The sequence below is a fragment of the Parabacteroides sp. PF5-9 genome (assembly GCF_029893105.1).
Taxonomy (GTDB): domain Bacteria; phylum Bacteroidota; class Bacteroidia; order Bacteroidales; family Tannerellaceae; genus JARXWG01.
In genome coordinates this window covers 75,602-101,353 of the sequence record NZ_JARXWG010000017.1, presented here as the reverse complement: position 1 = coordinate 101,353, position 25,752 = coordinate 75,602, and the positions used below count along the sequence as shown (strand labels likewise).

At 40.4% G+C, this 25,752-nt stretch carries 18 protein-coding genes and 1 tRNA gene; 13 read left to right on the top strand and 6 right to left on the bottom strand.

Features of this window, described 5'->3' with window-relative positions; genetic code table 11:
• Positions 1–165: 165 nt before the first annotated feature.
• Positions 166–252 (bottom strand) — tRNA-Ser (locus tag M2135_RS10945).
• Positions 253–394: 142 nt separating this feature from the next.
• Between M2135_RS10945 and mltG the strand changes: the two genes are divergently transcribed.
• The 3 genes from mltG to M2135_RS10930 all read left to right on the top strand — a co-directional run bounded on the left by mltG (position 395) and on the right by M2135_RS10930 (position 3,717).
• Positions 395–1,438 carry an endolytic transglycosylase MltG gene (gene mltG, locus M2135_RS10940; protein ID WP_280748543.1) on the top strand — a complete coding sequence of 348 codons (1,044 nt, stop codon included), beginning with the start codon at positions 395–397 and terminating at the stop codon, positions 1,436–1,438.
• 87 nt (positions 1,439–1,525) lie between these two features.
• Positions 1,526–3,127, top strand: coding sequence for a thiamine pyrophosphate-dependent enzyme (locus M2135_RS10935; protein ID WP_280748542.1), 1,602 nt, complete (start codon positions 1,526–1,528; stop codon positions 3,125–3,127).
• Positions 3,124–3,717: an indolepyruvate oxidoreductase subunit beta gene (locus M2135_RS10930; protein WP_280748541.1), complete on the top strand. Its 594-nt coding sequence runs from the start codon at positions 3,124–3,126 to the stop codon at positions 3,715–3,717. Before M2135_RS10935 ends, M2135_RS10930 begins: the two co-directional genes overlap by 4 nt.
• 129 nt (positions 3,718–3,846) lie before the next feature.
• Here the strand turns inward: M2135_RS10930 and M2135_RS10925 are convergent, their stop codons facing one another.
• From M2135_RS10925 to M2135_RS10915, 3 genes are all read right to left on the bottom strand, one after another.
• On the bottom strand, positions 3,847–5,577 hold the full coding sequence (locus M2135_RS10925; protein ID WP_280748540.1) for a S41 family peptidase: 1,731 nt from the start codon (positions 5,575–5,577) through the stop codon (positions 3,847–3,849).
• 22 nt (positions 5,578–5,599) lie between these two features.
• Entirely contained in the window at positions 5,600–6,034 is a 435-nt protein-coding gene (locus M2135_RS10920) for a dCMP deaminase family protein (RefSeq protein WP_280748539.1), read from the bottom strand.
• Between the two features lie 78 nt (positions 6,035–6,112).
• Positions 6,113–8,161: a M3 family metallopeptidase gene (locus M2135_RS10915; protein WP_280748538.1), complete on the bottom strand. Its 2,049-nt coding sequence runs from the start codon at positions 8,159–8,161 to the stop codon at positions 6,113–6,115.
• 561 nt (positions 8,162–8,722) lie between these two features.
• On the opposite strand from M2135_RS10915, the gene M2135_RS10910 reads away from it, so the two are divergent.
• From M2135_RS10910 to M2135_RS10900, 3 genes are read left to right on the top strand one after another with little or no spacing between them, the layout of a single operon-like run.
• Complete coding sequence (locus M2135_RS10910) at positions 8,723–10,657, top strand: glycogen debranching enzyme N-terminal domain-containing protein (RefSeq protein ID WP_280748537.1); 1,935 nt, start codon at positions 8,723–8,725, stop codon at positions 10,655–10,657.
• 15 nt (positions 10,658–10,672) lie between these two features.
• Positions 10,673–11,938, top strand: a complete 1,266-nt coding sequence (locus tag M2135_RS10905; RefSeq protein WP_280748536.1) for a glycosyltransferase family 4 protein — start codon at positions 10,673–10,675, stop codon at positions 11,936–11,938.
• A 26-nt stretch (positions 11,939–11,964) separates the two neighbouring features.
• Entirely contained in the window at positions 11,965–13,293 is a 1,329-nt protein-coding gene (locus tag M2135_RS10900; RefSeq protein ID WP_280748547.1) for a glycoside hydrolase family 57 protein, read from the top strand.
• Positions 13,294–13,386: 93 nt separating this feature from the next.
• Here M2135_RS10900 and M2135_RS10895 read toward each other — a convergent pair whose 3' ends face one another.
• Together M2135_RS10895 and M2135_RS10890 are read right to left on the bottom strand one after the other, a co-directional pair.
• Entirely contained in the window at positions 13,387–14,748 is a 1,362-nt protein-coding gene (locus tag M2135_RS10895; RefSeq protein ID WP_280748535.1) for a DUF4270 domain-containing protein, read from the bottom strand.
• Between the two features lie 10 nt (positions 14,749–14,758).
• A complete protein-coding gene (locus M2135_RS10890) occupies positions 14,759–15,580 on the bottom strand; it encodes a glycogen/starch synthase (protein WP_280748534.1) in 822 nt (273 codons plus the stop codon).
• Positions 15,581–15,678: 98 nt separating this feature from the next.
• On the opposite strand from M2135_RS10890, the gene panC reads away from it, so the two are divergent.
• The 7 genes from panC (at position 15,679) to M2135_RS10855 (ending at position 25,694) form a co-directional block, all read left to right on the top strand.
• Complete coding sequence (gene panC / locus M2135_RS10885) at positions 15,679–16,521, top strand: pantoate--beta-alanine ligase (RefSeq protein WP_280748533.1); 843 nt, start codon at positions 15,679–15,681, stop codon at positions 16,519–16,521.
• 41 nt (positions 16,522–16,562) lie between these two features.
• On the top strand, positions 16,563–16,913 hold the full coding sequence (gene panD / locus M2135_RS10880) for an aspartate 1-decarboxylase (protein ID WP_280748532.1): 351 nt from the start codon (positions 16,563–16,565) through the stop codon (positions 16,911–16,913).
• Between the two features lie 107 nt (positions 16,914–17,020).
• Positions 17,021–18,343 (top strand): MATE family efflux transporter, encoded by a 1,323-nt coding sequence (locus M2135_RS10875; RefSeq protein WP_280748531.1) that lies wholly within the window; start codon positions 17,021–17,023, stop codon positions 18,341–18,343.
• A 372-nt stretch (positions 18,344–18,715) separates the two neighbouring features.
• Positions 18,716–19,534: an IclR family transcriptional regulator gene (locus M2135_RS10870; protein ID WP_280748530.1), complete on the top strand. Its 819-nt coding sequence runs from the start codon at positions 18,716–18,718 to the stop codon at positions 19,532–19,534.
• Positions 19,535–19,542: 8 nt separating this feature from the next.
• Complete coding sequence (locus M2135_RS10865; protein ID WP_280748529.1) at positions 19,543–21,318, top strand: YVTN family beta-propeller repeat-containing protein; 1,776 nt, start codon at positions 19,543–19,545, stop codon at positions 21,316–21,318.
• Positions 21,319–21,368: 50 nt separating this feature from the next.
• The gene (locus M2135_RS10860) at positions 21,369–22,067 is read left to right on the top strand and encodes a hypothetical protein (protein ID WP_280748528.1); all 699 of its coding nucleotides are present in this window, start codon (positions 21,369–21,371) and stop codon (positions 22,065–22,067) included.
• Positions 22,068–22,100: 33 nt separating this feature from the next.
• Positions 22,101–25,694, top strand: a complete 3,594-nt coding sequence (locus tag M2135_RS10855; protein WP_280748527.1) for an SUMF1/EgtB/PvdO family nonheme iron enzyme — start codon at positions 22,101–22,103, stop codon at positions 25,692–25,694.
• Positions 25,695–25,752: the final 58 nt, after the last annotated feature.

Here is a 25,752-nt window from a genome sequence, read left to right as displayed (position 1 = left end):
TCAATATGCCATCGGGTAATAATAGTTCGTAGCCTGTTTCCATAAAACAAAACTACTCCCTTTTTTCTAGCTCCACAACTTTACGGGGTGAGCCATGAAAATGGTGAGTGTTTCCAGAATTAGGGCAATAAAAAAAGGTCGCTTAAATAGCGACCTCTGTTGTTGCGGAAGCGGCGAGATTCGAACTCGCGGTACAGTTACCCGTACGTCAGTTTAGCAAACTGGTGGTTTCAGCCACTCACCCACACTTCCTTAAAAACCATAGCACTCATCGTTAGAATGCGCGGCAAAGATAGAGTTATATTTCTGAATAAACAAAGGTTTTTGGCTAATATTTCGCGAAAAAGATTGTACTTTTGTGGGCAATTCTGATTGTCAATGTGTTAAAAATATCATGAACAAACCGTTTCGTATTAAGCGTCTTTTGGGGATTATTGTTGTGTCTGTTTTGTTGCTATTAATGGCTCTGGCAGGTTACTGGGGGTATCGATTGGTCTATGCATCGAACTTTGAACCCAAAGAAACAGTCTACATTTATATAGATGAGAATAAAGATTTTGATAACTTATGCCGACAGTTGGCTGATTCGGCTAATTGTCAACATATTCAAAGTTTCAGACAGTTGGCGGAGATCTTGGATTATCCCTCTGCGATGTGGACAGGACGTTATGCGGTGAAGGGTGGAATGAATAATCGTATGTTATTAAATAACTTGCGTCGTGGGCAGCAGGAAGCCACCCGGGTGACGTTTAATAATATCCGTATTTTAGATGATTTGGCCGCCCGACTGGATGAGCAGCTTATGTTCGATCAAACGGATTTGTTGTCTTTGTTGAACGATCCGGCTTATTGTGACTCTTTAGGTTTTACCACAGAAACAGTCAAAGCGATGTTTATTCCGAATACCTATGAGGTTTATTGGAATATTTCGGCAGATCGTTTTATGCAACGGATGAAAAAGGAGTATGATGCATTCTGGACCGAGCAACGACAAAACAGCGCTAAATCAATCGGATTGACACCTTTGGATGTCTCTATACTGGCTTCTATCGTGGAAGAAGAAACAGCTGTTGCAGACGAATATCCGATTGTAGCTGGATTATATGTCAACCGTTTGCATCGAGGTATGCTGTTACAGGCTGATCCGACGGTGAAGTATGCTGTGGGTGATTTCACTTTACGACGTGTATTGTATGTCCATCTTGAAGTCGACTCTCCTTATAATACCTATATCTATGCAGGGCTTCCTCCGGCACCTATTCGTATTCCTACAATCCGGGGATTGGAGAGTGTATTGAATTATACCAAGCATAATTACCTCTATATGGTGGCGAAAGAGGACTTCTCCGGCCGGCATAATTTTGCCGTCTCATTGGCTGAGCATAATCGAAATGCTGACCGTTACCGGGCAGAGCTTAACCGGCGGAATATTCGTTAGTTTCATCTTTATTGCCGCAAAAAGCAGTATCTTTGCACGCCGGAGACATAGAGTCATTTGAAACAGATCATAATTAATAAACAAGATATGGAAAAACAGCTTTTTTTGGGGGATGAGGCTATTGCTCAAGCGGCTATTGACGCCGGACTTTCAGGGGTATATGCTTATCCCGGTACTCCTTCTACAGAGATTACTGAATATATTCAGGCTTCTCCGTTAGCACGGGAGAGGGGAATTCACAGTAAGTGGAGTTGCAATGAAAAAACAGCTATGGAGACGGCTTTAGGCATGAGTTATGCCGGAAAACGGACGCTTTGCTGCATGAAACATGTCGGGTTGAATGTTGCCGCCGATTGTTTTATGAATGCTGCTATGACCGGTATTAATGGCGGAATGATCATTATAACGGCTGATGACCCTTCTATGCACTCTTCCCAAAATGAACAAGATAACCGTGTGTATGGTAATTTTGCGATGATTCCTATATTTGAACCATCCAGTCAGCAAGAAGCTTATGATATGGTTTATGACGGTTTTGAACTGTCTGAGAAATTGGGCTATCCGATTTTGATGCGTATTACGACCCGTATGGCTCATTCGCGTGCAGGTGTGATCACTCGTCCGTTGAGAGATGAAAATAAAATGAATACTCCGGCAGATGGCCGTCAGCGTTTTGTTTTGCTTCCGGCATTGGCTCGGAAAAGATATAAAACGTTGTTGGATGCACAATCTGTTTTTACGATGGAATCGGAAAAATCAACGTTTAATCAATACATTGATGCTCCGGATAAATCGTTGGGTATTATTACTACTGGTATTGCCTTTAACTATCTTTCCGAGAACTATCTGGATGGTTTTGAACATCCTGTTTTAAAAATTACACAATATCCTCTTCCTCGCAAACAGGTGGAGAAATTGGTGAATGAATGTAAAGAGATTCTGGTCTTGGAAGAGGGTTTCCCTATCGTAGAGGAACAGTTAAAAGGTTTTCTTGGAAAAGGCTTGGTGGTTCACGGTCGATTGGACGGCACTCTTCAACGTGAAGGTGAATTAAATCCGGATAGGGTTAGTCAAGCTTTAGGTAAACAGGTAAATAGCTTTTATCCGATCCCCGAAGTGGTCGAACAACGTCCACCTGCCTTGTGTCAGGGATGTGGACATCGTGATGTGTATGAAGCATTAAACGAGGTGTTGCTTGAATACAACGGATCAGCAAAGGTGTTTAGTGATATCGGCTGTTATACTTTAGGGGCATTGCCTCCTTTCCGGGCGATAGATACCTGTGTAGATATGGGTGCTTCTATCACCATGGCAAAAGGAGCAGCTGATGCCGGACTATATCCGGCTGTAGCAGTGATCGGCGACTCTACGTTTACCCATTCGGGTATGACTGGGTTATTGGATTGTGTGAATGAGAATACACCTATTACAATTATCATTTCTGATAACGAGACAACGGCGATGACCGGTGGTCAGGATTCAGCAGGAACAGGTCGTTTGCATGCCATATGTGCGGGACTGGGAGTGGATCCGGCGCATATCCGTGAAATGGTTCCATTGAAGAAGAATTTTGAGGAGATGAAGAGTGTTATTCGTCAAGAGGTTGAATATAAAGGAGTTTCGGTGGTAATACCTTGTCGTGAATGTGTTCAAACATTAACAAGAAAGAAAAAAGCAAACAAAAAATGAGAACAGATATTATACTATCAGGAGTAGGAGGGCAGGGGATTTTATCCATTGCTGCTGTGATTGGAGAAGCTGCTCTGAAAGAAGGTTTGTATATGAAACAAGCTGAAGTTCATGGAATGAGTCAGCGTGGAGGAGATGTACAATCCAATCTTCGTTTATCCGATAAACCGGTTGCTTCAGACTTGATCGCATTGGGACAGGCTGATCTGATTATTTCTCTCGAACCGATGGAGAGTCTGCGCTATTTGCCTTATCTGAAAAAGGAGGGTTGGCTGGTGACTAACTCTCAACCTTTTATCAATATTCCCAATTATCCGGAAATTGAAAAAGTATATGCTGAATTAGATAAACTGCCGCATAAAGTTGTATTGGATGTTGATACGATAGCGAAAGAGATCGGTTCAGCGCGTGCCGCTAATATTGTCATGCTTGGAGCTGCTACTCCATTTGTCAATATTGAATATGAAAAGATCGAAGAAGGAGTCCGCCGGATATTCGAACGGAAAGGAGAGGATATTGTTAGTTTGAATTTGAAAGCATTGCGAGCTGGCTATGATATAGCCCTTCAAAATCAGGCAAGTAAGGGTTGAAATAGCTGTTTTAAAGTCTCTGAGAATTGAATATTTGAAAACAGTTTCAGAGTTGTCCGGAAATAGAATAAGGAAAAAGGGGGTTGTCCAAAGTCGGACAAACCCCCTTTTTTATGTAAAAATGGAAAATCAGACTGTATAGTCCTCAAATATCTTCTCTCTGGCTGTACCAAACCGGATCGTATTCCCTGTTTCGGTCTTTGAGTTATTTTCCGCTTTTCCGATAAAACCTGGGACAGGATATGATTTTCCTTCCCGGATCATTTTTATGGCTTCCAGCAGAGTTACATCATTTTGCAGGAATATCGGATAAAAGCCGGCATCATCGAAGAAATTGCGTACAATATAAGCATGTAACTGCTCTTCGATCAAGGAGGATGAAATCTCAATTAGCGTAGGTCGTTTACGTATGCCTTTTGATGCAGCAAAGTTGGTGAAGTTCTGTAACAGGGGTTGACTTTTCAGGTAAGTATACAACTCTTCCCATGATTTACAGGAAGACAATCTGTCCCTGTTGTGATCAGAATATTCTAACGCATATAAATAAAGTGTCCCGGTATTGATCACGGTTGAATAATAAGAGGTAATACCACTGGTATCACGTGGAATAAAAATATCAGGCATAATACCTCCGCCACCATATACCGTTCGTCCGTTTATTGTTTCATATTGTAAGGTTTCATCGAGTTTTATGCTATCGGCCGAGTCGAATTCACCATGCATATAACGGTTGTAAATATCCTGATCATACTCATCCGTTTTGCCTAATTCGTATAACTTCTGAATACTTCGGCCAGAAGGGGTATAATAACGTGCAATGGTCAGACGCAATTCAGATCCGTCACGCAAAGGAATAGGAGTTTGTACCAGACCTTTTCCGTAAGTACGTCGGCCGATAATCAATCCACGGTCATTATCCTGTATGGCTCCGGCAAAAATTTCACTGGCCGAGGCTGATCCTTCATCCGTCAGTACAACGATCGGAGACTCTTTACAAGTACCCGTTCCATTGGCATATACATCGGAACGAGGAAAGGCTTTTCCTTCGGTGTATACGATCAATTTGCCATCCGACATAAACTCATTGATCATATTAATCGCAGCATCCATATACCCGCCGGTATTTCCTCGCAGGTCAATGACAAAAGAGTCGCAACCGATTTGTTTGAGTTTTGCAATGGCTGTTAGAAACTCATTATACGTATTCCGAGCAAATTTACTGACTTTGATATAGCCGATACCTTTACTGGCTTCATAGGCGACATCGACCGAATTGACCGGTACTTCACCACGAGTTACATCAAAGTGAATTAATTGATCAGAAAGTCCACGTTTTATACCTAATTTCACGATACTGTTTTTGGCTCCGCGTAGAGTTTTCATAATCATATTCTGATTGGAATTATTCCCCGAATAGATCGAATCGTTAATCGTAATTATACGATCAAAAGGCAATAATCCGGCCTTTTCAGCAGGTCCTCCACTGATTACACTAATGACCAATATCGTGTCGGTTTGCATATTAAAAGTAACGCCAATGCCGCTGAAAGATCCTTCCAGGTCTTCGTTTGCCGCCGTTGCGTCTTCGGCTGTAATATAGACTGAATGGGGGTCTAATTCGTTGAAAATATGGGGTATTGTGGTTTCAACAAGCTGTTTCATGTCAACCGTATCCACATACTGTTTGTTGATAATATCCAGAACTGCATTGATCTTATTTCCGGCAGATGACGAGTAGGTCGGATTATTTCCTTTACTCTTGCCTATAGAAAGATAATAGTTTCCAATAAATATGCCCAAACCAATACTGATCGCAATAATTACCGGAAGCCATATGGCCAATCTCCTGTTTTTATCCATAATATTATGAAAATAGATGCTTTTATTCGTTTATCTCAATATAATCCACACAAATTTCAGCCCGTTTCAATAACTGGCAACCGTCGTCAATCCGATACTTTTCTGAATAGACTACTCTTTTTATGCCCGATTGAATGATTAATTTGGCACACTCTATGCAGGGGGCAGAGGTGACATATATTGTCGCTCCTTTACTGCTGTTAGACGAGGCGGCAACTTTGGTAATGGCATTTGCTTCAGCATGTAATACATAGGGTTTTGTTACATTGTTTTCATCTTCACACACATTTTCAAAACCTGAAGGAGTACCATTATAACCATCAGAAATAATCATTTGGTCTTTTACGATTAAGGCGCCCACTTGTCGCCGTTTGCAATATGAATTTTCTGCCCATACAGCAGCCATCCGTAAATATCGTTTATCCAATTCGTATTGCTTTTCCGAATTATCGTTCATTGTCGCTTAAATTCAATAGGGCAAAGGTAATATAAAACAATGGAAAATGGATTAAAGCCTATTTATAATTAAAATTAATTACTTGATACCATTTCTTTTTAGTAATGCCTCAATACTTGGTTCTTTTCCTCTGAATCGTTTATATAATACAGATGGATCTTCGGCTCCTCCCCGGGAAAGAATATGTTCGCGGAATAACCGGGCGATATCCTTATTGAAAATACCTGCTTCTTTGAAAGCCGCAAAAGCATCGGCATCCAAGACTTCCGCCCATTTGTATCCGTAATAACCGGCAGCATAACCTCCGGAGAAAATATGACTAAAACTACTGCTCATCAATGTTTCAGGCACATCTGGCAAGATAATCGCAGGTTCCCAGGCTTTTTTCTCGAATGTGATCACATCATCATTAAATGGTGAAGTGATGGTATGCCAGGCCATATCTAAAAATCCAAAACTTAATTGCCGACAACATAAATAACCTGTATTGAAATTAGAGGCATCCACCAGCTTACGCACAAGTTCTTCCGGTATTTTTTCACCCGTTTCGTAATGTACGGCAATCTGATCGAGAAACTCTTTTTCAGTCAGCCAGTTTTCCATGATTTGTGAAGGTAATTCAACAAAATCCCGATAAACATTTGTTCCGGAAAGACTACCGTATTTTCCTTTGGCCAGGATCCCATGCAGGGCATGTCCGAATTCATGCAGGAATGTATTTACTTCGTCGAATGTGAGTAAAGACGGTTTGTTTTCAGTCGGACGGGTAAAATTCATCACAATAATCACCTGTGGACGAATATCTTTCCCTTTTGCATCTCTATATTGTGAACGGATGTCATTCATCCAGGCTCCGGATTGTTTTCCATCCCGAGGGTGGAAGTCGGTATACAAAATAGACAAAAATTCTCCGTTTTCATCGTATATTTCGTATGTGTCAACTTCGGGATGATAGACTGGTATCTTTTTATTTGCTTTAAATGTAATACCATATAATTGGGTAGCCAGTCCGAAAACACCTTTTTTGACATTTTCCAGTTCAAAATAAGGACGGGTCATTTCGTCATTGACCTTAAACCGTATGTCTTTCAGTTTTTCCGAATAATAATTCCAATCCCATGGCATCACCTCTGTGTTTTCCTGCTCGATCCCTAAAGCAAAGCCTTTTACTGCATTATATTCGTTTATAGCAACAGGTTTATAGGCGACTAATAATTCATTCAATAGTTTGTAAACGTTAACAGGCGATTTTGCCATCGTATGTTCAAGCGCATAATCGGCATATGTCTTATGTCCCATTAATTGAGCAATTTGCAAACGTATATTGACAATGTTTTTAATGATCTCTTTGTTATCGAATTCATCTCCTTTGTTACCGACACTCATATACTCACGGTACATTTTTTCGCGAAGCGGGCGTAAGTCAGAATAACGTAAAAACGGCACATAACTCGGTGCAGAAAGATTGAATAGCCAACCGGTTTTTTCTTTGCTTTTGGCTAAAGTTGCAGCAGCTTCACGAATACTTTCAGGCAAACCGGCTAAATCGTCCTCATTCGTAATGAGCATTTCAAACCGTTTTTTATCCTTTAAATTATTCTGATCAAACTTTAAAGTGAGCATGCTCAATTGCGTACTTAATTGACGGTATGTCTCTTTATCATTCGGGTTAAGCGTCGCTCCTTTAATTTTAAACGATTCATACGTGTTTTCCAATAGTTTGGCATCTTCCGTTTGAAGTTTCAGTGTCTCTTTTTTATCGTATATCGCTTGAATACGTGAGAATAAGCGTTCATTCAGGTAGATATAATTGGAACTTTCGGATAATTTCGGTGAAATCCGTTCTGAGATATCCATCAACTCATCATTTGCTTCAGCGCTTAATACATTAAAAAAAGTGGAAGCAACCTTGTTTAATAGTTCCCCGCTACGTTCTAATGCGACTATCGTGTTTTCAAAAGTAGCCACATCGGTGTTGTTGGCTATCTGATCAACCTCTTTTCTGAATTGTTTGAACGCTTCCTCAAATGCAGGTTCGTAATGTTCCGCCTTGATTTTGTCAAAAGGAGGAGTTTCAAACGGAGTTTTATACTTCTGTAAAAATGGGTTGTTGGCTGCTTGTGTCATTAGAATGATATTTAAAGAAAAAACTATTACGTATACGAGTTTGTTCATGTGTCAATGCATTAAAAATTTATCAATCGAAATGCAAATGTAGGATAATCTGCGCATTTTTTTTGTATAGATTGGAACACTTTTCTGTTAGAGGTACGTCTAAAATGTTTTAGAGGTACCTCTAAATCGATTTACACGTACCTCTAAATTTGTTTAGACGTACCTCTAACAAAAAACAGACGTAGGTGTAATAAAAAAATGATCAGAATATTGTTGGAAAAGCACTTCATTCATGTATTTTTTTTGCCTCTATAAAAACGAAACATACTTTGAAGCGATTCGAAAAAAACGAGAGTTGTTGTTCTGTTTTTGATGTGTTTCATAACACATGATATACAAGGTGTGGTTTTAATATTGTGATTATCAGGCATACATTTGTAAGCGATCGCGTAAAATTCATATTAAAACGAAAACTCGACTTGTTTTTTTGTTAATTAAGTGATACATTTGATACTTATTAAAAAAATGGCATTTTGATACTAAAAAATCATAACTTAAAACCTATAGTCGTATATGAGTTATCTGAAGTTTGACAAAACAATAATGATTAACCTGGAAGAATCGCTAACTCGTGAAGTACTTCGAACCAACCAAAAAGGAGCCTATCACTGTACCACTGTTGTAGATTGTAATACTCGGAAATATCACGGTTTGCTTGTTATGCCGGTTCCCGAATTGGATGATGATAATCATGTCATTTTATCCTCTTTGGATGAGACAGTGATTCAACACAAGGCCGAATTTAATCTGGGGCTGCATAAATACGGAGGCGATAATTACAGTCCGAAAGGCCATAAATATATTCGTGAATATACATCAGACACTGTTCCACGAACGCTTTATAGGGTAGGAGGGGTTATTTTTTCAAAAGAAAAAGTATTCTCGACTTATGAGAATAGAATCATGATTAAATATACATTGGAAGAGGCTCATTCGGCTACTACACTTCGTTTTCGTCCTTTTCTGGCTTTTCGGAATGTGAATACCTTGACCTATGAAAATGGGAATGTGAATCGAAGTTATACGGAAATACCTAATGGAATAAAAACATGCATGTATCCCGGATATCCGGAATTGTATATGCAATTTAATAAAAAAGTCAATTTCGTATTTGACCCGCATTGGTATAAAGGGATAGAATATCCGAAAGAACAGGAGAGGGGATACCCTTATCAAGAAGATTTGTATGTACCGGGCTATTTTGAGGTGCCGATAAAAAAGGGAGAATCGATCTACTTTAGCGCCGGTGATACGCCGGCAACCACTACCAAGTTGAAGTTTTTGCATGAAGTAGAGATTGAATCCCGAACACCCCGAACCAGTTTTTATAACTGTCTGAAAAATTCGGCGAAACAATTTTATTTTCATCCAACGGAGAAAGGAGCCTATTTGTTGGCCGGTTATCCTTGGTTTAAGGTGAGAGCCCGCGATCTATTCCTGGCATTGCCCGGATGTACATTATCTATAGATGATCAGGCAAAATTCGAAGAAATAATGGATACGGCTATTCCGGCAGTTCGTAATTTTATGGAAAATGGAGCCTTAGACCGCATTATTCATGAAATAGAGGAGCCAGATGTGTTATTATGGGCCGTATGGACTATTCAGCAATATGCGCGGTCGGTCAATCTGGAACGTACCAAAGCGTTGTATCTGGATTTTGTTAAAGAGATCATTTATTATATCAAAGCGCAGAAACATCCGGATATGAAATTGATGGAGAATGGGTTGCTTTTTGCCAATGGAAAAGAAAAAGCGATCACTTGGATGAATTCTACGATAAACGGTAAACCTGTTGTGCCCCGTTCGGGTTATATAGTAGAATTTAATGCACTATGGTATAACATACTCTGTTTCTATACCGAATTGTCGGGAGGAGATCCCATTGAAGATATTGATCCGATAATCAAACAGATGGAGCAATCTTTTCAAGAGGTATTTGTGAATGGATATAATTATTTGTTTGATTCGTCGAGCGGATCAACGGTGGATTGGAGTGTAAGGCCTAATATGATATTGGCGGTCACATTGCCCTATTCCCCCCTGACCAAACAGCAGAAGAGAGCGGTATTGGATATTGTAACGAAAGAGTTGCTTATACCGAAAGGACTTCGTTCGTTAAGTCCTAAAAGTGAGGGATATCGAGCATATTATATAGGGGCTCAATATGATCGTGACCTGGCTTGCCATCAGGGAGTGGCTTGGCCCTGGTTGTTAGGACCCTACCTGGAAGCTTATTTGAATATCTACGGCAGGAGCGGAGTATCTTTTGTGGAAAGGATGTTGATTAGTATGGAAGAGGAGATGTCATTGCATTGTATTGGGACTATTTCCGAATTGTTTGATGGAAATCCTCCGTTCACAGGACGAGGGGCAATTTCCTTTGCATTAAGTGTTGCTGCTATTCTTCGGGTAGTGGAATTGTTGAAGAAGTATAATGGCGAATAAAAAGAGACGCTGATTATGAGAGCATTAATGTTTGGTTGGGAGTTCCCTCCGCATATTTTAGGAGGGCTGGGTACTGCCAGTTACGGACTGACAAGAGGAATGGCTATGCAACCTGATATGGACATCACATTTTGTATACCCAAACCATGGGGAGATGAAGATCAAAGTTTTCTTAATATCGTGGGAGTATGCAATGTGCCGGTTGTATGGCGGGATGTGTCGATGGATCATGTAAAAGGTGCACTATCAAAATTCAATACCAATCCTCAAAAGTATTTTGATTATCGAGATCATATATATGCCGATTTCACTTATCGGTATGTCAATGATTTGGGTTGTTTTGAATTTTCCGGACGTTATCCGAATAATCTGCTGGAGGAGATCAATAATTATTCGATTGTTGCTGGGGTTATTGCCCGGGCGGAGCAATTTGATGTGATTCATGCGCATGATTGGTTGACCTATCCGGCAGGTATTCATTCAAAGAATGTAACGGGAAAACCATTGGTTATCCACGTGCATGCAACCGATTATGACCGGAGTCGTGGGAATGTGAATCCGGATGTCTATAGTATTGAAAAGAACGGTATGGATAATGCCGATCATATAATTACGGTCAGTAATCTGACGCGCCAGACCGTCATAGAAAAATATCATCAGGATCCGGCGAAAGTAACTACCGTACATAATGCGGTGGAGCCTTTAAGTCCTGAGATTTTAGCCATTCAGGATAAAAAAGGGGTGAAGGATAAAATCATCACCTTCTTGGGACGTATCACTATGCAGAAAGGACCGGAATATTTTGTGGAAGCTGCTGCCAAAGTGTTGGCCAAAGCGCCTTATGCCCGTTTTGTCATGGCAGGAAGTGGTGATATGATGGATAAAATGATTCGTTTGGTGGCTTCAAGGGGAATGTCGGATCGTTTTCATTTTACCGGATTTATGAAAGGGAAACAGGTCTATGAGGTGCTTAAAGCAAGTGATGTATATGTGATGCCTTCTGTTTCCGAACCTTTTGGTATTTCACCATTGGAGGCGATGCAATGTGGTGTCCCTTCTATTATCTCCAAGCAATCGGGTTGTGCCGAAATCCTGGATTATGCGGTGAAAGTCGACTATTGGGATATTGAAGCTATGGCTGATGCCATGTATTCGATCATTAGTTATCCGGCCATGCACGAATTCCTGAAAGAGGAAGGAAAAAGGGAAGTGGATAATATTAAATGGGAATATGCCGGACAGAAAGTCCGTCATATTTATGATCAATTAGTAAATAAATAATGTAAGGAAAAACAATAAAAAAGATGATGAAGACAATATGCTTTTACTTTCAGATACATCAGCCGTTCCGGTTAAAGAGATATCGGTTTTTTGATATTGGGAACGAGCATTATTATTACGATGATTTTCAGAATGAGGAGATTATCCGGCGGATAGCCGAACGCTCGTATATTCCTGCTAATAGAGCGATATTAGAGATGATAAAATCGAGTGGAGGAAAATTTAAAGTAGCCTTTTCGATAACCGGTACGGCATTAGATCAGATGGAGATTTATACGCCGGAAGTTATCGACAGTTTTAAAGAATTGTTGGCAACCGGTAATGTTGAGTTTTTGTCGGAAACATATGCCCATTCGTTATCTTCTTTAGGTGACCCGGACGAATTTAAAAAGCAGGTCAAAGAGCATAGAGATAAGGTGTATAATATTTTCGGTGTTAAACCGAAAGTGTTCCGTAATACGGAATTGATCTATTCGGATGAGATCTCTGAATTGGTGTATGATATGGGGTATAAATATATGCTGACGGAAGGAGCCAAACATATACTTGGATGGAAAAGTCCGAATTATGTGTATACGTCGGATACGCAACCTCATTTGAAGTTATTATTGCGTAATAGTCGTTTTAGCGAAGATCTTTCGATGCGCTTCAATAATTACAGTTGGAATGAGTATCCTTTGACGGCGGATAAATATATCTCCTGGATTGCTTCAACTCCTGAATCTGAACAGGTCATCAACCTCTTTATGAATTATGAAGTGTTGGGCTCATTAAATGCGGCTGAGACAGGTATTTTTGACTTTTTTAAAGCATTGCCCCGTTTTGCGGCAGAGAAAGGGATCTCTTTTTCGACTCCGTCGGAAGTTTTTAGTTTGTTAAAACCGATTGATTCGATTTCCGTACCTTATCCCATGTCTTGGGCAGGAGAGGAAAAAGATTGTAATCTGTGGATGGGAAATGTGTTACAGCAAGAGGCATTCCGTAAAATCAACACGATCGGAGAACGTGTTCGTTTGGCCGAAGATCGCCGTTTGAAACAAGATTGGAACTATTTGCAAAGCAGTGATCATTTCTTTTATATGAGTACGCGAAACATCGGTAATTTCAGTCCATATGAAAATCCTTATGATGCATTTAATAACTATATGAATGTCTTATCTGACTTTATTGTGCGTGTCAATGCACAGTTCCCGGAAACAATCGAAAATGAAGAACTCAATTCGTTGTTGATGACTATTAAGAATCAGGGAGAGGAGATCGAAGATTTGCATAAAGAACTCAATAAATTAAAGAAAAAAGAAGTAAAAGCAAAACGCGTAAAAACTGAAGAAAAGCCGTTGAAATCGGTTAAATAGATAAAATAACTATTGTGCAAGATCTGTACCAACATAAAAAAGGCTTTCCAAACGGAAGGCCTTTTTTATGTTGGTACATTATATTTATTCGATTTAATTAGGATCGTTATATTCAGAAGAGGTCATGACAAACTTCATTAGATCTCCATCTTTACGGAATTTCCCTCCCCATGGGATAAAATAATTAAAAATACTTGTTGTATACGAACCATAATAATTTGATTCGGTTTTGCTGGTTATCGGAATAATGAGCATAGAGAGGTCTTTATCCGGAGCGTGTTCTTTCTGATATTTAATCAATTGGGAGATATTACCGAAATCATATTTAGATGTCAGGCTGTTGTATTGACTGACGTATGTCGTAATATTATCATCTACTTTATTATTTTCAAAAAATGTTTTAACAGAATCTTCCGGAATTAACAGTAGTTTGGGACGGGAAGATTTACTGATCGAATATTCCCACTCTTCTTGCGCCATAGCCGTTAACGAAAAAGGGAAAAGATTTATAATACGATTCTCGATAACCTGGTTCATTTTAGAAGTCGGGATGACTATCTTTGTTGTAACCCCTGCGGGAGACTTGATATACGTATGTTTATCACTTGGCTCTAACAGATTGTCTTCCTCTCCATTTTTAAACCGGATAAGCTGAATAACTTCTTTTGTGACATTGAATATTTCTGTTGCGTAAACCAACGAATCTTGTCCCAGTGTGTCTTTTTCAGCATAATTATAATGAATCGTTAATTCGGTATCATACACTCCAACCATTCCTCCTGTTCCAAAAGTATTTGTGATATACAGACCAGGGAAAAACTCATTGAATGCTTCCTGGCTGGCAAAAACGGACGGATCATGGAGTGTTTTATCATAAAATGTCTGTCCAAGTTCCTGAGGCAATCGTATCGTAATCCTATCATAATAAGGATCTAAGTCGTCATAACGTGCCGAGTCGGAAATGTTACGGTCATAGATGGTATACGTCTGTTGCCCCAATGAATTTTGCATGTCACAATATTCGGTCGGATCAATATTGGTATAGTAGTTTTTTTCCAGTGATTTAATCACAGGAAATGCTTCGGCTCGCATTGGAAGATATATATCTCCAATGTGGCTGTAGTGGAATATACGTAAGTCTATGGAGTCTATTTTCCCATCAATAGGGGTGTGTTTAAAAACAAATCCGGGTGGACATCTGAATTGGCAGATATAATCGGATTTCAATGTTCCGTAAACCGGGTCATAATATTCACCGAGTAAGGTCGTATCCGATTTCGCATATATCGCCTCCATCAAAACAGTAGACGCTTCAATCTTAAAAGTATCTTCGTATACTACGACTTTATCCCCCTCTGGTTGGATACTGGATCCAATGCTCGTCAAATCATCATTACAACTGCTCAGGAGTAGTGATCCTAAGCCAAGTCCAAGTATAAAAGGTCTGAATCTCATTTGATTGTTGTTAATTACTTGTATCTAATATTACATCATAAAATGCATTAAATTCATCAATATAACTGTCAGGCGCTTGATAGGGTAAAAACGGTAAATCCTTTTTTGTTTTTATATAATCCAGCAATTCCTGATCGATTGTTTCACTTCCCTGGATAACTCCATCCGCAAAATCAATGGCCAATTTAGTTAAACCGACAAAGCTTGTGTCAGATTTCAATGCTTTTATATCGCTTTCTTTGGCTCCATCCATTTTCAGTTTATTGGGAAACTCCTTTCTGAACGGGATTTGGAAGTTATCATTGTATATGGAGTATACAATTTTAGCATCTTTAAGACAAGGATCATCGACATACATTCTTTTGATATACAGAGCAGTTAATGCAGACATCCAACCGTGACAGTGAATTACATCCGGTATCCAACGCAGTTTTTTGACTGTTTCAAGGACTCCGCGCACATAAAAAATCGAACGATCATCATTGTCTTCATATTCGTTGCCACTTTCGTCTTTGATGGTCTGTTTGCGTTGAAAAAAATCTTCATTATCAATGAAATAGACCTGCATTCTTGCAGACTGGATAGAAGCCACCTTAATGATTAACGGATGATCGGTATCATCAATAATCAGGTTCATTCCAGATAAACGAATCACTTCGTGCAACTGGTTCCGTCGTTCGTTGATATTACCAAACTTAGGCATGAACGTTCTGATTTCTCGGCCACGTTCCTGAATTCCTTGTGGTAAATTTCTGGATATTGTTGCAATCTCTGATTCGGGGAGGTAAGGTGTAATTTCTTGAGCTATAAACAAGATCTTTTTCGCATCCATTCTACGCATTTGTTTTTTTAAGACGGTACAAAGATAATAAATTTCTTTCATTTATGGTAATTATTTATTTGCTTTGCACCTCCGTTAGCGCATGTAAAATGGAAATTTTAAGCAGTATTAAAGAAATAAAACAAACTCTTGATAAAGAGCGGCAAAAGAACAAGACGATAGGGTTTGTTCCGACAATGGGAGCCTTGCATCAAGGACATTTGAGTTTAGTCGACCAGTGTGTACGGGAAAATGAGGTCTGTGTAGTTAGCATTTTTGTTAATCCGACGCAGTTTAATGATCCGCGTGATTTGGACACGTATCCCCGGACATTGGAGGCCGATTATGCTCTGTTGGAGCGGGAAGGGTGTCATTATGTTTTTGTCCCTTCTGTCGAAGAAATCTATCCGGAACCGGATACCCGTGTGTTTGAGTTCGGTCGCTTGGCTGAGGTCATGGAGGGGAAGTACCGCCCCGGACATTTTAACGGAGTAGCCCAGGTTGTCAGTAAACTATTTGATATCGTTGAGCCAACCAATGCCTATTTTGGAGAAAAAGATTATCAGCAGGTTGCAATTATCCGTAAAATGGTCAGTCAATTACAATTGCCGGTGATTATTCATGCCTGTCCTATTCTTCGTGAATCCGACGGATTGGCGATGAGTAGTCGTAATGTGCGTTTGTCTGCCCTCCAGCGTCAAAAAGCACCCCTGATTGCACGTACATTAAAAGAAAGTACTAACTTTGTCTCCGCAAAAAGTGTTTCGGAAGTGATTGATTATGTCGTCCAAACCATTAACAAAGAGCCGGATATGCGGGTCGAATATTTTGAAATAGCAGATGCTTATACGCTGGAGCCAATCTCAAAGTGGTCGGATGCTGAAGCTGTTGTAGGTTGTATCACTGTTTATTGCGGTGAAGTTCGTTTAATTGATAATATAAGGTATCTTTAATTTGACTTATTAATTCTCAGGATTCCCATAAACCAGATAACATGTTCATAGAAGTTGTAAAATCAAAAATACATCGGGTGACGGTCACGGAGGCCAATCTGAATTATATCGGCAGTATCACGATTGATGCGGATTTACTGGATGCCGCCAATTTAATTCCGAATGAAAAAGTCTCCATCGTGAACAATAATAACGGCGAACGATTTGATACCTATATAATCAAAGGTGAGCGTGGTTCGGGAGTTGTCTGTTTAAATGGCGCTGCCGCCCGACGAGTCCAACCGGGTGATGTCATTATTGTCATGTCCTATTGTATGATGGATTTTGAGGAGGCGAAAACATTTAAACCTTCAGTGATATTTCCGGATACAGCAACAAATAAACTAATCTAAATGTAGCGGTTGAAGCTTAAAATATATCGTAAAAAGATACAAAAAGCTCACCTAACTCATTAGGTGGGCTTTTTTAGTAATAACCAGACAAAAAAGAACAATTATATATGTATACCAATAAACAGATATGGAACGTTAGTTATCCTATCTTTCTCAGCCTATTGGCACAAAATATTATTAATGTGACCGATACCGCTTTTCTGGGTCGGGTCGGAGAGGTAGAGTTGGGAGCCTCTGCCATGGGAGGACTCTATTATATTTGTGTTTTTACAATTGCTTTCGGATTTAGTACAGGTTCACAGATTGTTATGGCTCGCCGTAATGGTGAGCGTCACTATTCGGCTGTTGGTCCGGTCATGACTCAAGGGGTTTTCTTTCTATTGGGATTGGCTGTGTTTATGTTTCTGTTTTCCCGATTGTTTTCCGGTAGTTTGATGCGTGTCATGATCTCTTCCGATCAGATATGGAATGCCACCAATGATTTTCTGAATTGGCGGGTGTTTGGTTTCTTTTTCTCTTTTGTCAATGTGATGTTTCGTGCTTTGTTTATAGGAATCACACGAACGAAAGTATTGACAATTAATGCCGTATTAATGGCGATGACCAATGTGTTGCTTGATTATTTATTGATATTCGGTCATGGCGGTTTCCCTCAATTAGGTATTAAAGGAGCAGCAATTGCCTCAGTGATAGCCGAGGCTGTATCCATTGTTTTCTTTTTGATTTACACAAAGTTAACGGTTGATATCCGCAAATACGGGTTAAATCATTTTCGATCATTTGATTTTCAATTATTAAAAAGGGTGTTGGGCATTTCTGTTTATACCATGTTACAGTATTTTGTCTCCATGAGTACTTTTTTTATGTTTTTTGTGGTGGTCGAACGTTTGGGACAACGAGAACTGGCAATAGCCAATATCGTGCGGAGTGTTTATATAGTGATGTTTATTCCGGTCAATTCGTTATCTACAACAACAAACTCATTTGTCAGTAATGCCATTGGTGCAGGGTATGTCGATCAGGTTATACCAATCATACGGAAGATCTCCCAAATATCCTTTTTGATCATGGCTGTTTGTGTGATCGTTCTGATTTCTATGCCTCAAACAATTATCTCTATCTATACGAACGATCCTTCGTTGATTGCCGATTCAGTGCCTTCCGTTTATACGATCGGTATAGCAATGTTGTTGAGTGCAGTGAGTAATATTTATTTTAATGGAGTTTCGGGTACAGGGAATACCCGTTCTGCATTGGGGATGGAGTTGATCGTATTACTATTCTATTGTGTTTATCTCTATATTATGGGAGTCGTTTTGCGTATGCCCGTTCATCTTTGTTTCACGACGGAGATCGTCTATTATGCTTTCTTGTTGGCCTTTAGTGTGTTTTATATGAACAAAGCTGCTTGGCAAAGTAAAAAGATTTAGTTAGAATCAAGGACGGCAACTCCAATTATAACCATGGCTTTTGAAAATCATGGCAATAGGCTATTGTTTTAATCCAACTATTTAATCGTCTACCAGTTGGTGCACTATCGTCTACCAGTTGGGTCACTATCGTCTACCAACTGTGTCACTATCGTCTACCAATTGGTAGACGATTAATTGTTGCTCATAAAATCGGTTTTAGATTTTGAACAAAAAGATAAGGCTATTGGATAAAAGTCGAAATCGAATGAATAGATAGCGCGATAGAATAATGTCTGTTTTACAACATACTTAACGTATTTTTAGATATATCTCTTGCTTATTATCAGTAGCTTATTATATTTGATTCAAATCTGAACTATTATTTCAAATATGGAAAAGCAGATTCCAAATATGGAAAAACCAGAAGAGAATTACAAGGTACCTAATCTTGAAAAAGGTATTGCTGTACTTGAATATCTGTCTCTTCGTTCGGAGGGGAAGACATTGCAGGAAATAAAAACAGATTTATCTATTTCACAAACAACAGCTTATAGAATATTAAATACCTTGGTGCGTTTGGATTATCTGACGTATAAGGAGGATAATAAACGGTATAAATTGTCTCGGAAATTGTTGACGTTGGGTTTCAGATCTTTGAATGAACATAACCTGATGGAGACCGTTTTGCCCCATTTGCGTGACTTGCGGGATCAGGTGGAAGAGACGGCCTGTTTTGGTGTTTTAGGCGATGAAAAGGGTATTTTTATCGAACAGGCACAGGGGCATCATACATTCAGGTTTATACTTTCACCCGGTAAATCGTTTGAGTTGCATTGTTCAGCTCCGGGAAAAGCGATTATGGCTTATTTACCCAATACGGTCAGAGAACGTTACCTGTCGTACATGACATTCACACGTTATAATGAACGAACATTAACAAATAAAGAAGATTATCTGAAAGAATTGGAAAAAGTGCGTCAAAAAGGGTATGCGCTTGACAATGAAGAAGAGTTGAATGGCGTAATCTGTATCGGAGCGCCCGTTTTTAATTATACCGGTTATCCGTGTGGGTCGATATGGATTTCGGGTCCGAAGGATCGTTTGTCGCCAGCGATGATTACCTCTTCAGCAGAAGCTATCAAAGAGATAGCCGGGAAAATATCAGCCGAATTAGGCTATAGTCGAATCGCCAGTAGTACAAGAAAATAACCGAAACTATGAAAACACACATACACTCAATGAAAAGCAATTTGTTTATTTGTCTGCTATGCGGTTTGATTGGAACCGCATGGGCAGGCAATAAGCCGTTTTTCACGACAGGCATTGCCCGAACCGCTCAAGGTGAACTTCTGTTCGCTCAAAAAGAATTGAAACGAGTAGATCTGTTTTCTTCCGATGGAAAGGAATTTTTTAGATCTTTTTCATTGGATGAAACCCCGACAGGTCTTTTGACGGATGGACGGTATGTGTATGTGACCACCTTTGAGACTAAAGGGCGATTAGAGGTTTTGTCCTTGGAGTCGGGTAGGGTAAAAGCCTCTATTCCAGTAGGTTCTGGAGCGTGTGCACCTGTTTTCGGTCCCGATAAGCGTTATATCTATGTGTGTAATCAATTTTCCAATACGGTTAGTGAGGTCGATCCGGTTTCGCAAAAAGTTGTACGAACAGTAGAGGTATTGCGGGAACCCAAATCGGCAGTATTCAGTAAAGACGGTCGTTTTCTCTATGTAGCTAATTTTCTTCCGGCTCAACGGGCGGATCTGGATGTGGTGGCTGCTTGTGTTTCTGTGATAGAAGTCAATAGCTTCAAGAAAATAAAAGATATTCAGTTGGCCAATGGCAGTAATGCTTTGCGTGGTATTTGTGTGACTCCTGATGGGAAATATATCTATGTGTCTCATAACCTGGGGCGGTTCACTGTTCCTACCTCGCAGCTGCAGCAAGGCTGGATGAATACCAGTGCTTTCAGTGTTATTGATACGGAGACACAACGTTTTGTCGGAGCAATCGTTGTTGATGAACCCGAGAGGGGAGCAGCGGGAATTTGGGAAATGGCCTGTAATGAAAAAGAGATTTATGTGTTGCATTCGGGTACGCATGAAGTTAGTGTGATCGATCATCCGGCTATGCGTGAAAAATTTGAGAAATATCCCGATAAAACGACATTGGATTACGACCTCACCTTTTTATATGGTCTGCGTGAACGTATCCCTTTAGAGGGGAATGGTCCTCGTCATATCTTACTGACGAACGACAAACTGATCATACCGACCTATTTTGCGGATATATTGAATACCATGGATTTGAATACCCGTATGATCACATCGGTTCAGATGAATCCGGGACGGACGGAGACAAAAGAGCAGTCTGGCGAGAAGTATTTTAATGATGCGATGAACTGTTTTCAGAACTGGCAAAGTTGTAATGGTTGCCACCCGGGTGATGGCCGGATGGATGCGATGAACTGGGACTTGATGAATGACGGAGTAGGTAATTCTAAAAATTGTAAGAGCTTATTGTTCAGTCATGTGACCTCTCCCAATATGATATCGGGTATTCGGGCATCGGCTGAAGTGGCTGTTGATGCCGGTTTCAAGTTTATACAATTCTACGAAATGGATCAGGAACGTCTCGATTGTGTAAATGCCTATCTGAAAGCGCTTCGTCCGGTGCCAAGTCCTTATCTGGTGGATGGAGAACTATCGGAGAAAGCCAAAGCCGGGCGTCTTGTGTTTGAAAAATTCAACTGTGGGGCATGTCATAGTGGCCCATACTATACCGATCTGAAAATGCACCGTATTGGTGAAGCGGTTGAATTTGAAAAAGGATGGGATACTCCCACCTTACGGGAAGTATGGCGCACGGCTCCTTATCTTTTTGACGGACGGGCAGCAACCATGCAGGACGTATTTGATACCTATAAACATGGCATCGACCGGAAGATCTCCAAGAAAGAGATCGAAGTACTTACTGAATATGTCAATTCCTTATGAGTAAGTAGGGAAAAATCAATAAAATAACTAACAATAAACACTTACAACAGATGAAAAAGAAGGAATATCTTAAATCTATTGCTCTGGGAATCATCCTTTGCGGGATGGTTGCTTGCACGGAAAAAACAACACAGACGACTACTGAAGAGAATAATACTAACCTACAAAATATAAAAGAGATGAAGTATTCTAAAAAGTACACAAATGCCGATTTTTACACCGACGGAAAGTTCAATGAGGATGTAGCGATTCAAGCATATAAAGATATGTTTGAATTTTATGGTGTTCCTTTTACTCCGCTTATGGAGAAAGATATGTGGGTCGTCGATTTTGGACTGGGTGATTTCGAACATATCGGTATGGGTGGAATCTTTTGGGTCAATGATGCGGAACACAATTATTTTGCCCATGCAATTTATTTGTTGCCCGACCAGATGATTCCTGAACACGCCCATGTAAAGACAGCGTATGCACCTAAATTCGAATCGTGGATGGTTACGAAAGGGTGGGCTTATAATTTTTCTGAGATCGGAGAAGAAACGCCCAATCCACCGACTATTCCGGCTTTGCATGGACCGATAAAAAGTAAAAATTTCATCAAACAAGAGCTGGGAGAAGTTGTTCACTTGAAAAAAGAAGCCTCTTTTCATTTCTTAATGGCTGGTCCCGAAGGGGCGATTGTCGACGAATGGGCCTCTTATCATGATGGAGCCGGATTACGTTTCAGTAATTCAAAGGCCTCTTTATAATTATACAAAAGTCCTTATAAAACGGAATATACCATGCGATATACAATTATTTTATCCATTTTTTTAGTTGTTTCGGTTATTGTACAAGGGCAATCAAAGAGTAACTGGATTGATGCTTCAGTTAAGCTAAAATCAGCTATACGAACAGCTTATCCGGATAAAGAAATCCCTATTGATTCGATTCGGATCAACATCAAAGAGGATGTTGCACAATTGGTGAGCAGTTATCCCAAAGAATTGAGCCGCTTCAATACCTATCTGGATCGGTTGGATAACTGGTTGGCTACGACAGATGCAACTGTCGAGAAAGATGTCGTCAGTCGGTTAGTGTCGCTTTTAAACGATCCTTCGTTTTATACCCGTGAGATCGATAAAATAGAGCAGGAGAGTGATCTTGATCTCCGGATAAAAAACTATCTGGAGTTGTATGAAGAACTTCAATCTCTTTATGATCTTCAGCGCGAATTGGCTTGGTTGAATATGGAATCCATCCAGTTGGCTTATGGGGATATGAAAAAGATGAAAGGGTTTAATGCGTCTGAATATCAGCCTGTGATGGATGAATTGAATCAATTGGTAAAAAAAGGGTTTGCCGGTATTTACAAAAGAGAGAAAGAAGCTTTTTCCAATGCAGAAAAAGCCTTGAGAAATAAGCAGACCATTTTGTTGGCCAATCCGTTACTGGATGGTGATAAGATTGTTGCCACCCGCTTTAAACTTGGAATAAATGCACATAAAGCCATGGCTCCCGAGTTGGGAACACAGGCGAATAACTGGAGTAATCAGGAGTCGGCTCGACGGACAGGTTTTGATGCCGAGATTGTAGAACTCAGCCGTTTACGAGACAATGAACCGTCTCTACGTACTGTGTATAAACCAGACAATATGGCCTCTATTGCTGATCTGAAGATCCATTGGGAGGGAGATCGGGTGATGTTTACTTCTTTGATGCCCGATCAGCGCTGGAACTTGTTTGAGGCAAAATTAGACGGATCTGGTGCTCGTCCTTTGATGAATATGTTGGAGCCAGACCTTGAGTTTTATGATGGTACATATTTGCCGGATGGTCGTTTGATCGCGAATTCCAATATCGGTTATCATGGGGTACCTTGTGTCAGCGGATCTGATCCGGTAGGCAATATGGTGTTATATAATCCGAAAGAGAAAAATATGCGCCGATTGACATTCGATCAGGATGCCAATTGGAATCCTGTAATAATGAATAATGGTCGCGTAATGTATACCCGTTGGGAATATACGGATCTTACCCATTATTACTCGCGTATTGTGATGCATATGAACCCTGACGGAACAGAAAACAAAGCGTTGTTCGGCAGTGGCTCGATGTTTCCAAACAGTACGTTTGATATTCAGCCTTTGCCCGGACATTCATCAGCCTTTGTCGGGATTATTTCAGGGCATCATGGTATTGCTCGTTCCGGACGGCTGATATTGTTTGATCCGACGAAAGCTCGTAAAGGGGCTGCGGGAATGTTGCAAGAGATCCCTTTCCGTAACCGTCCCATCATCGAATTGGTCAAAGATGAACTTGTCAATGATGTTTGGCCGCAATTCGTCAAACCAACACCATTGAGCGATACCTATTTTCTGGTCTCTGCCAAACTGGATGAACATGATCTTTGGGGATTGTATTTAGTCGATATCTACGACAATGTCACTTGTTTGCAAAAGGTTGAAGGTGAAGGGTATATTAGTCCGATATTAGTTGGCAAGCGAAATACACCTCCGGCGATACCTGACCGGGTCAAGTTGGAAGAGAAGGATGCCACAGTCTTTATACAAGATGTCTATGAGGGAGAAGGATTACGTGGAGTACCTCGGGGTACGGTTAAAGCGCTTCGTATACATGCGTATGAATATGCGTATGTGAAAACGACTTCCGACCATAACTGGCATGGTATTCAGAGTGGTTGGGACATCAAACGTAACTTGGGTACTGTTCCGGTGGAAGAGGATGGTTCCGTAATTTTTAAGATTCCGGCCAATACTCCTGTATCCATACAGCCGTTGGATGAAGATGGTGCGGCTATTCAATGGATGCGTAGCTGGTTTACAGGTCAACCGGGTGAAATCGTTTCATGTGTCGGTTGTCATGAAGATCAAAATCAGATACCTATTCCCAAACGCGTCATAGCCTCTCAGAAAACTCCGGTAAAACTGACGCTTCCTGAAGGAGGAGTTCGTTCGTTTACTTTTGATCTGGAAGTTCAGCCTGTTTTGGATAGAGCTTGTATTGCCTGCCATACCGGAGAAGGCCGGGCTTTTGATCTGCGTGGCGGCAAAAAAGACGAAAAAGGGTATGGTACGGCTTACCTGAATTTGCATCCTTATGTGCATCGTCAAGGACCGGAAGCGGATATGATCGTGTTGCAACCTTATGAATATCATGCGAATACAAGCGAACTTATTCGTGTTCTGAAAAAGGGACATTACAACGTCACATTGACAGCCGATGAATGGAAAGTCCTCTATAACTGGATCGATTATAATGCTCCGGATAAAGGTTACTTCAATGCGGATACGATTACCAGTTTCCCCTATAAAGGTTATCCTCAGATAACCCGTCGTATTGACCTGACAAACAAATATGGGAATAATGCCGGGGTCGACTGGCAAAAAGAAATAGCAGATTATGCCGCGTACCTGAAAGGCAAAGGTGAAATTACCCCGGTGCGTCCGGAACGATCAACACCTGTTACACAGAAAGCAATTAAAGTAAAAAATTGGCCATTTAATAAAGAGGCCGTATCTGCTTTGCTGATCAAAGAAACAGAAACCCGCAAAGAGATCGAATTAATACCGGGTGTGAAGATGACATTTGTCCGTATCCCAGCAGGTGAGTTTGTGATGGGGAGTTATCAGGGAGAAGCTGATGTTCGTCCGACTTCTAAAGTAAAAATTAATAAGTCATTCTGGATGGCGGAAGTCGAGGTGACAAATGCTCAGTATGAGGTGATCAACCCCGACCACGACAGTAGGTATGTCGACCAGTTATGGAAAGATCATACCCGGCCGGGATACGAAGCGAATCTGCCGCATCAGCCGGTTATTCGGGTCAGTTATGAAGATGCCGTTAAGTATTGCCAAGCGTTGAGCCTTCTGACAGGACTTCATATGACTTTACCGACTGAAGCACAATGGGAATGGGCCTGCCGGGCAGGCAGTGATGAACCGTTCTGGTATGGTAATCTCCATACTGATTTTGGGAAATATGAGAATCTGGCTGATGCTTCAACAACTGATTTTGCGGTGAGTGGTATCGATCCGCAACCGATGAAAAAAGAGGCCTTCTGGTACACCTATTACAGCTATTTACCTAAAGCCGAAAACGTAGACGACGGGCATATGATTCAAACTGATTCGAAAGTATACGAAGCAAATCCTTTCGGATTGTACAGTATGCATGGAAATATAGCTGAATGGACACGTTCGGATTATCTTCCATACCCATATTCTGAAAAAGTTAAAACTTCTTCAGATTATAAAGTTGTCCGTGGAGGTTCGTATCTTGAACGCCCAAAATTTTCAACCGCTTATGCCCGTAAAGCCTACTATCCATGGCAACGGGTTCATAATGTCGGTTTCAGGGTTATTATAGAAGATTAATTGGTCATTGATCGTGGATGATTGCCAATTATGAGGTGAACATCCACGATCAACAAAT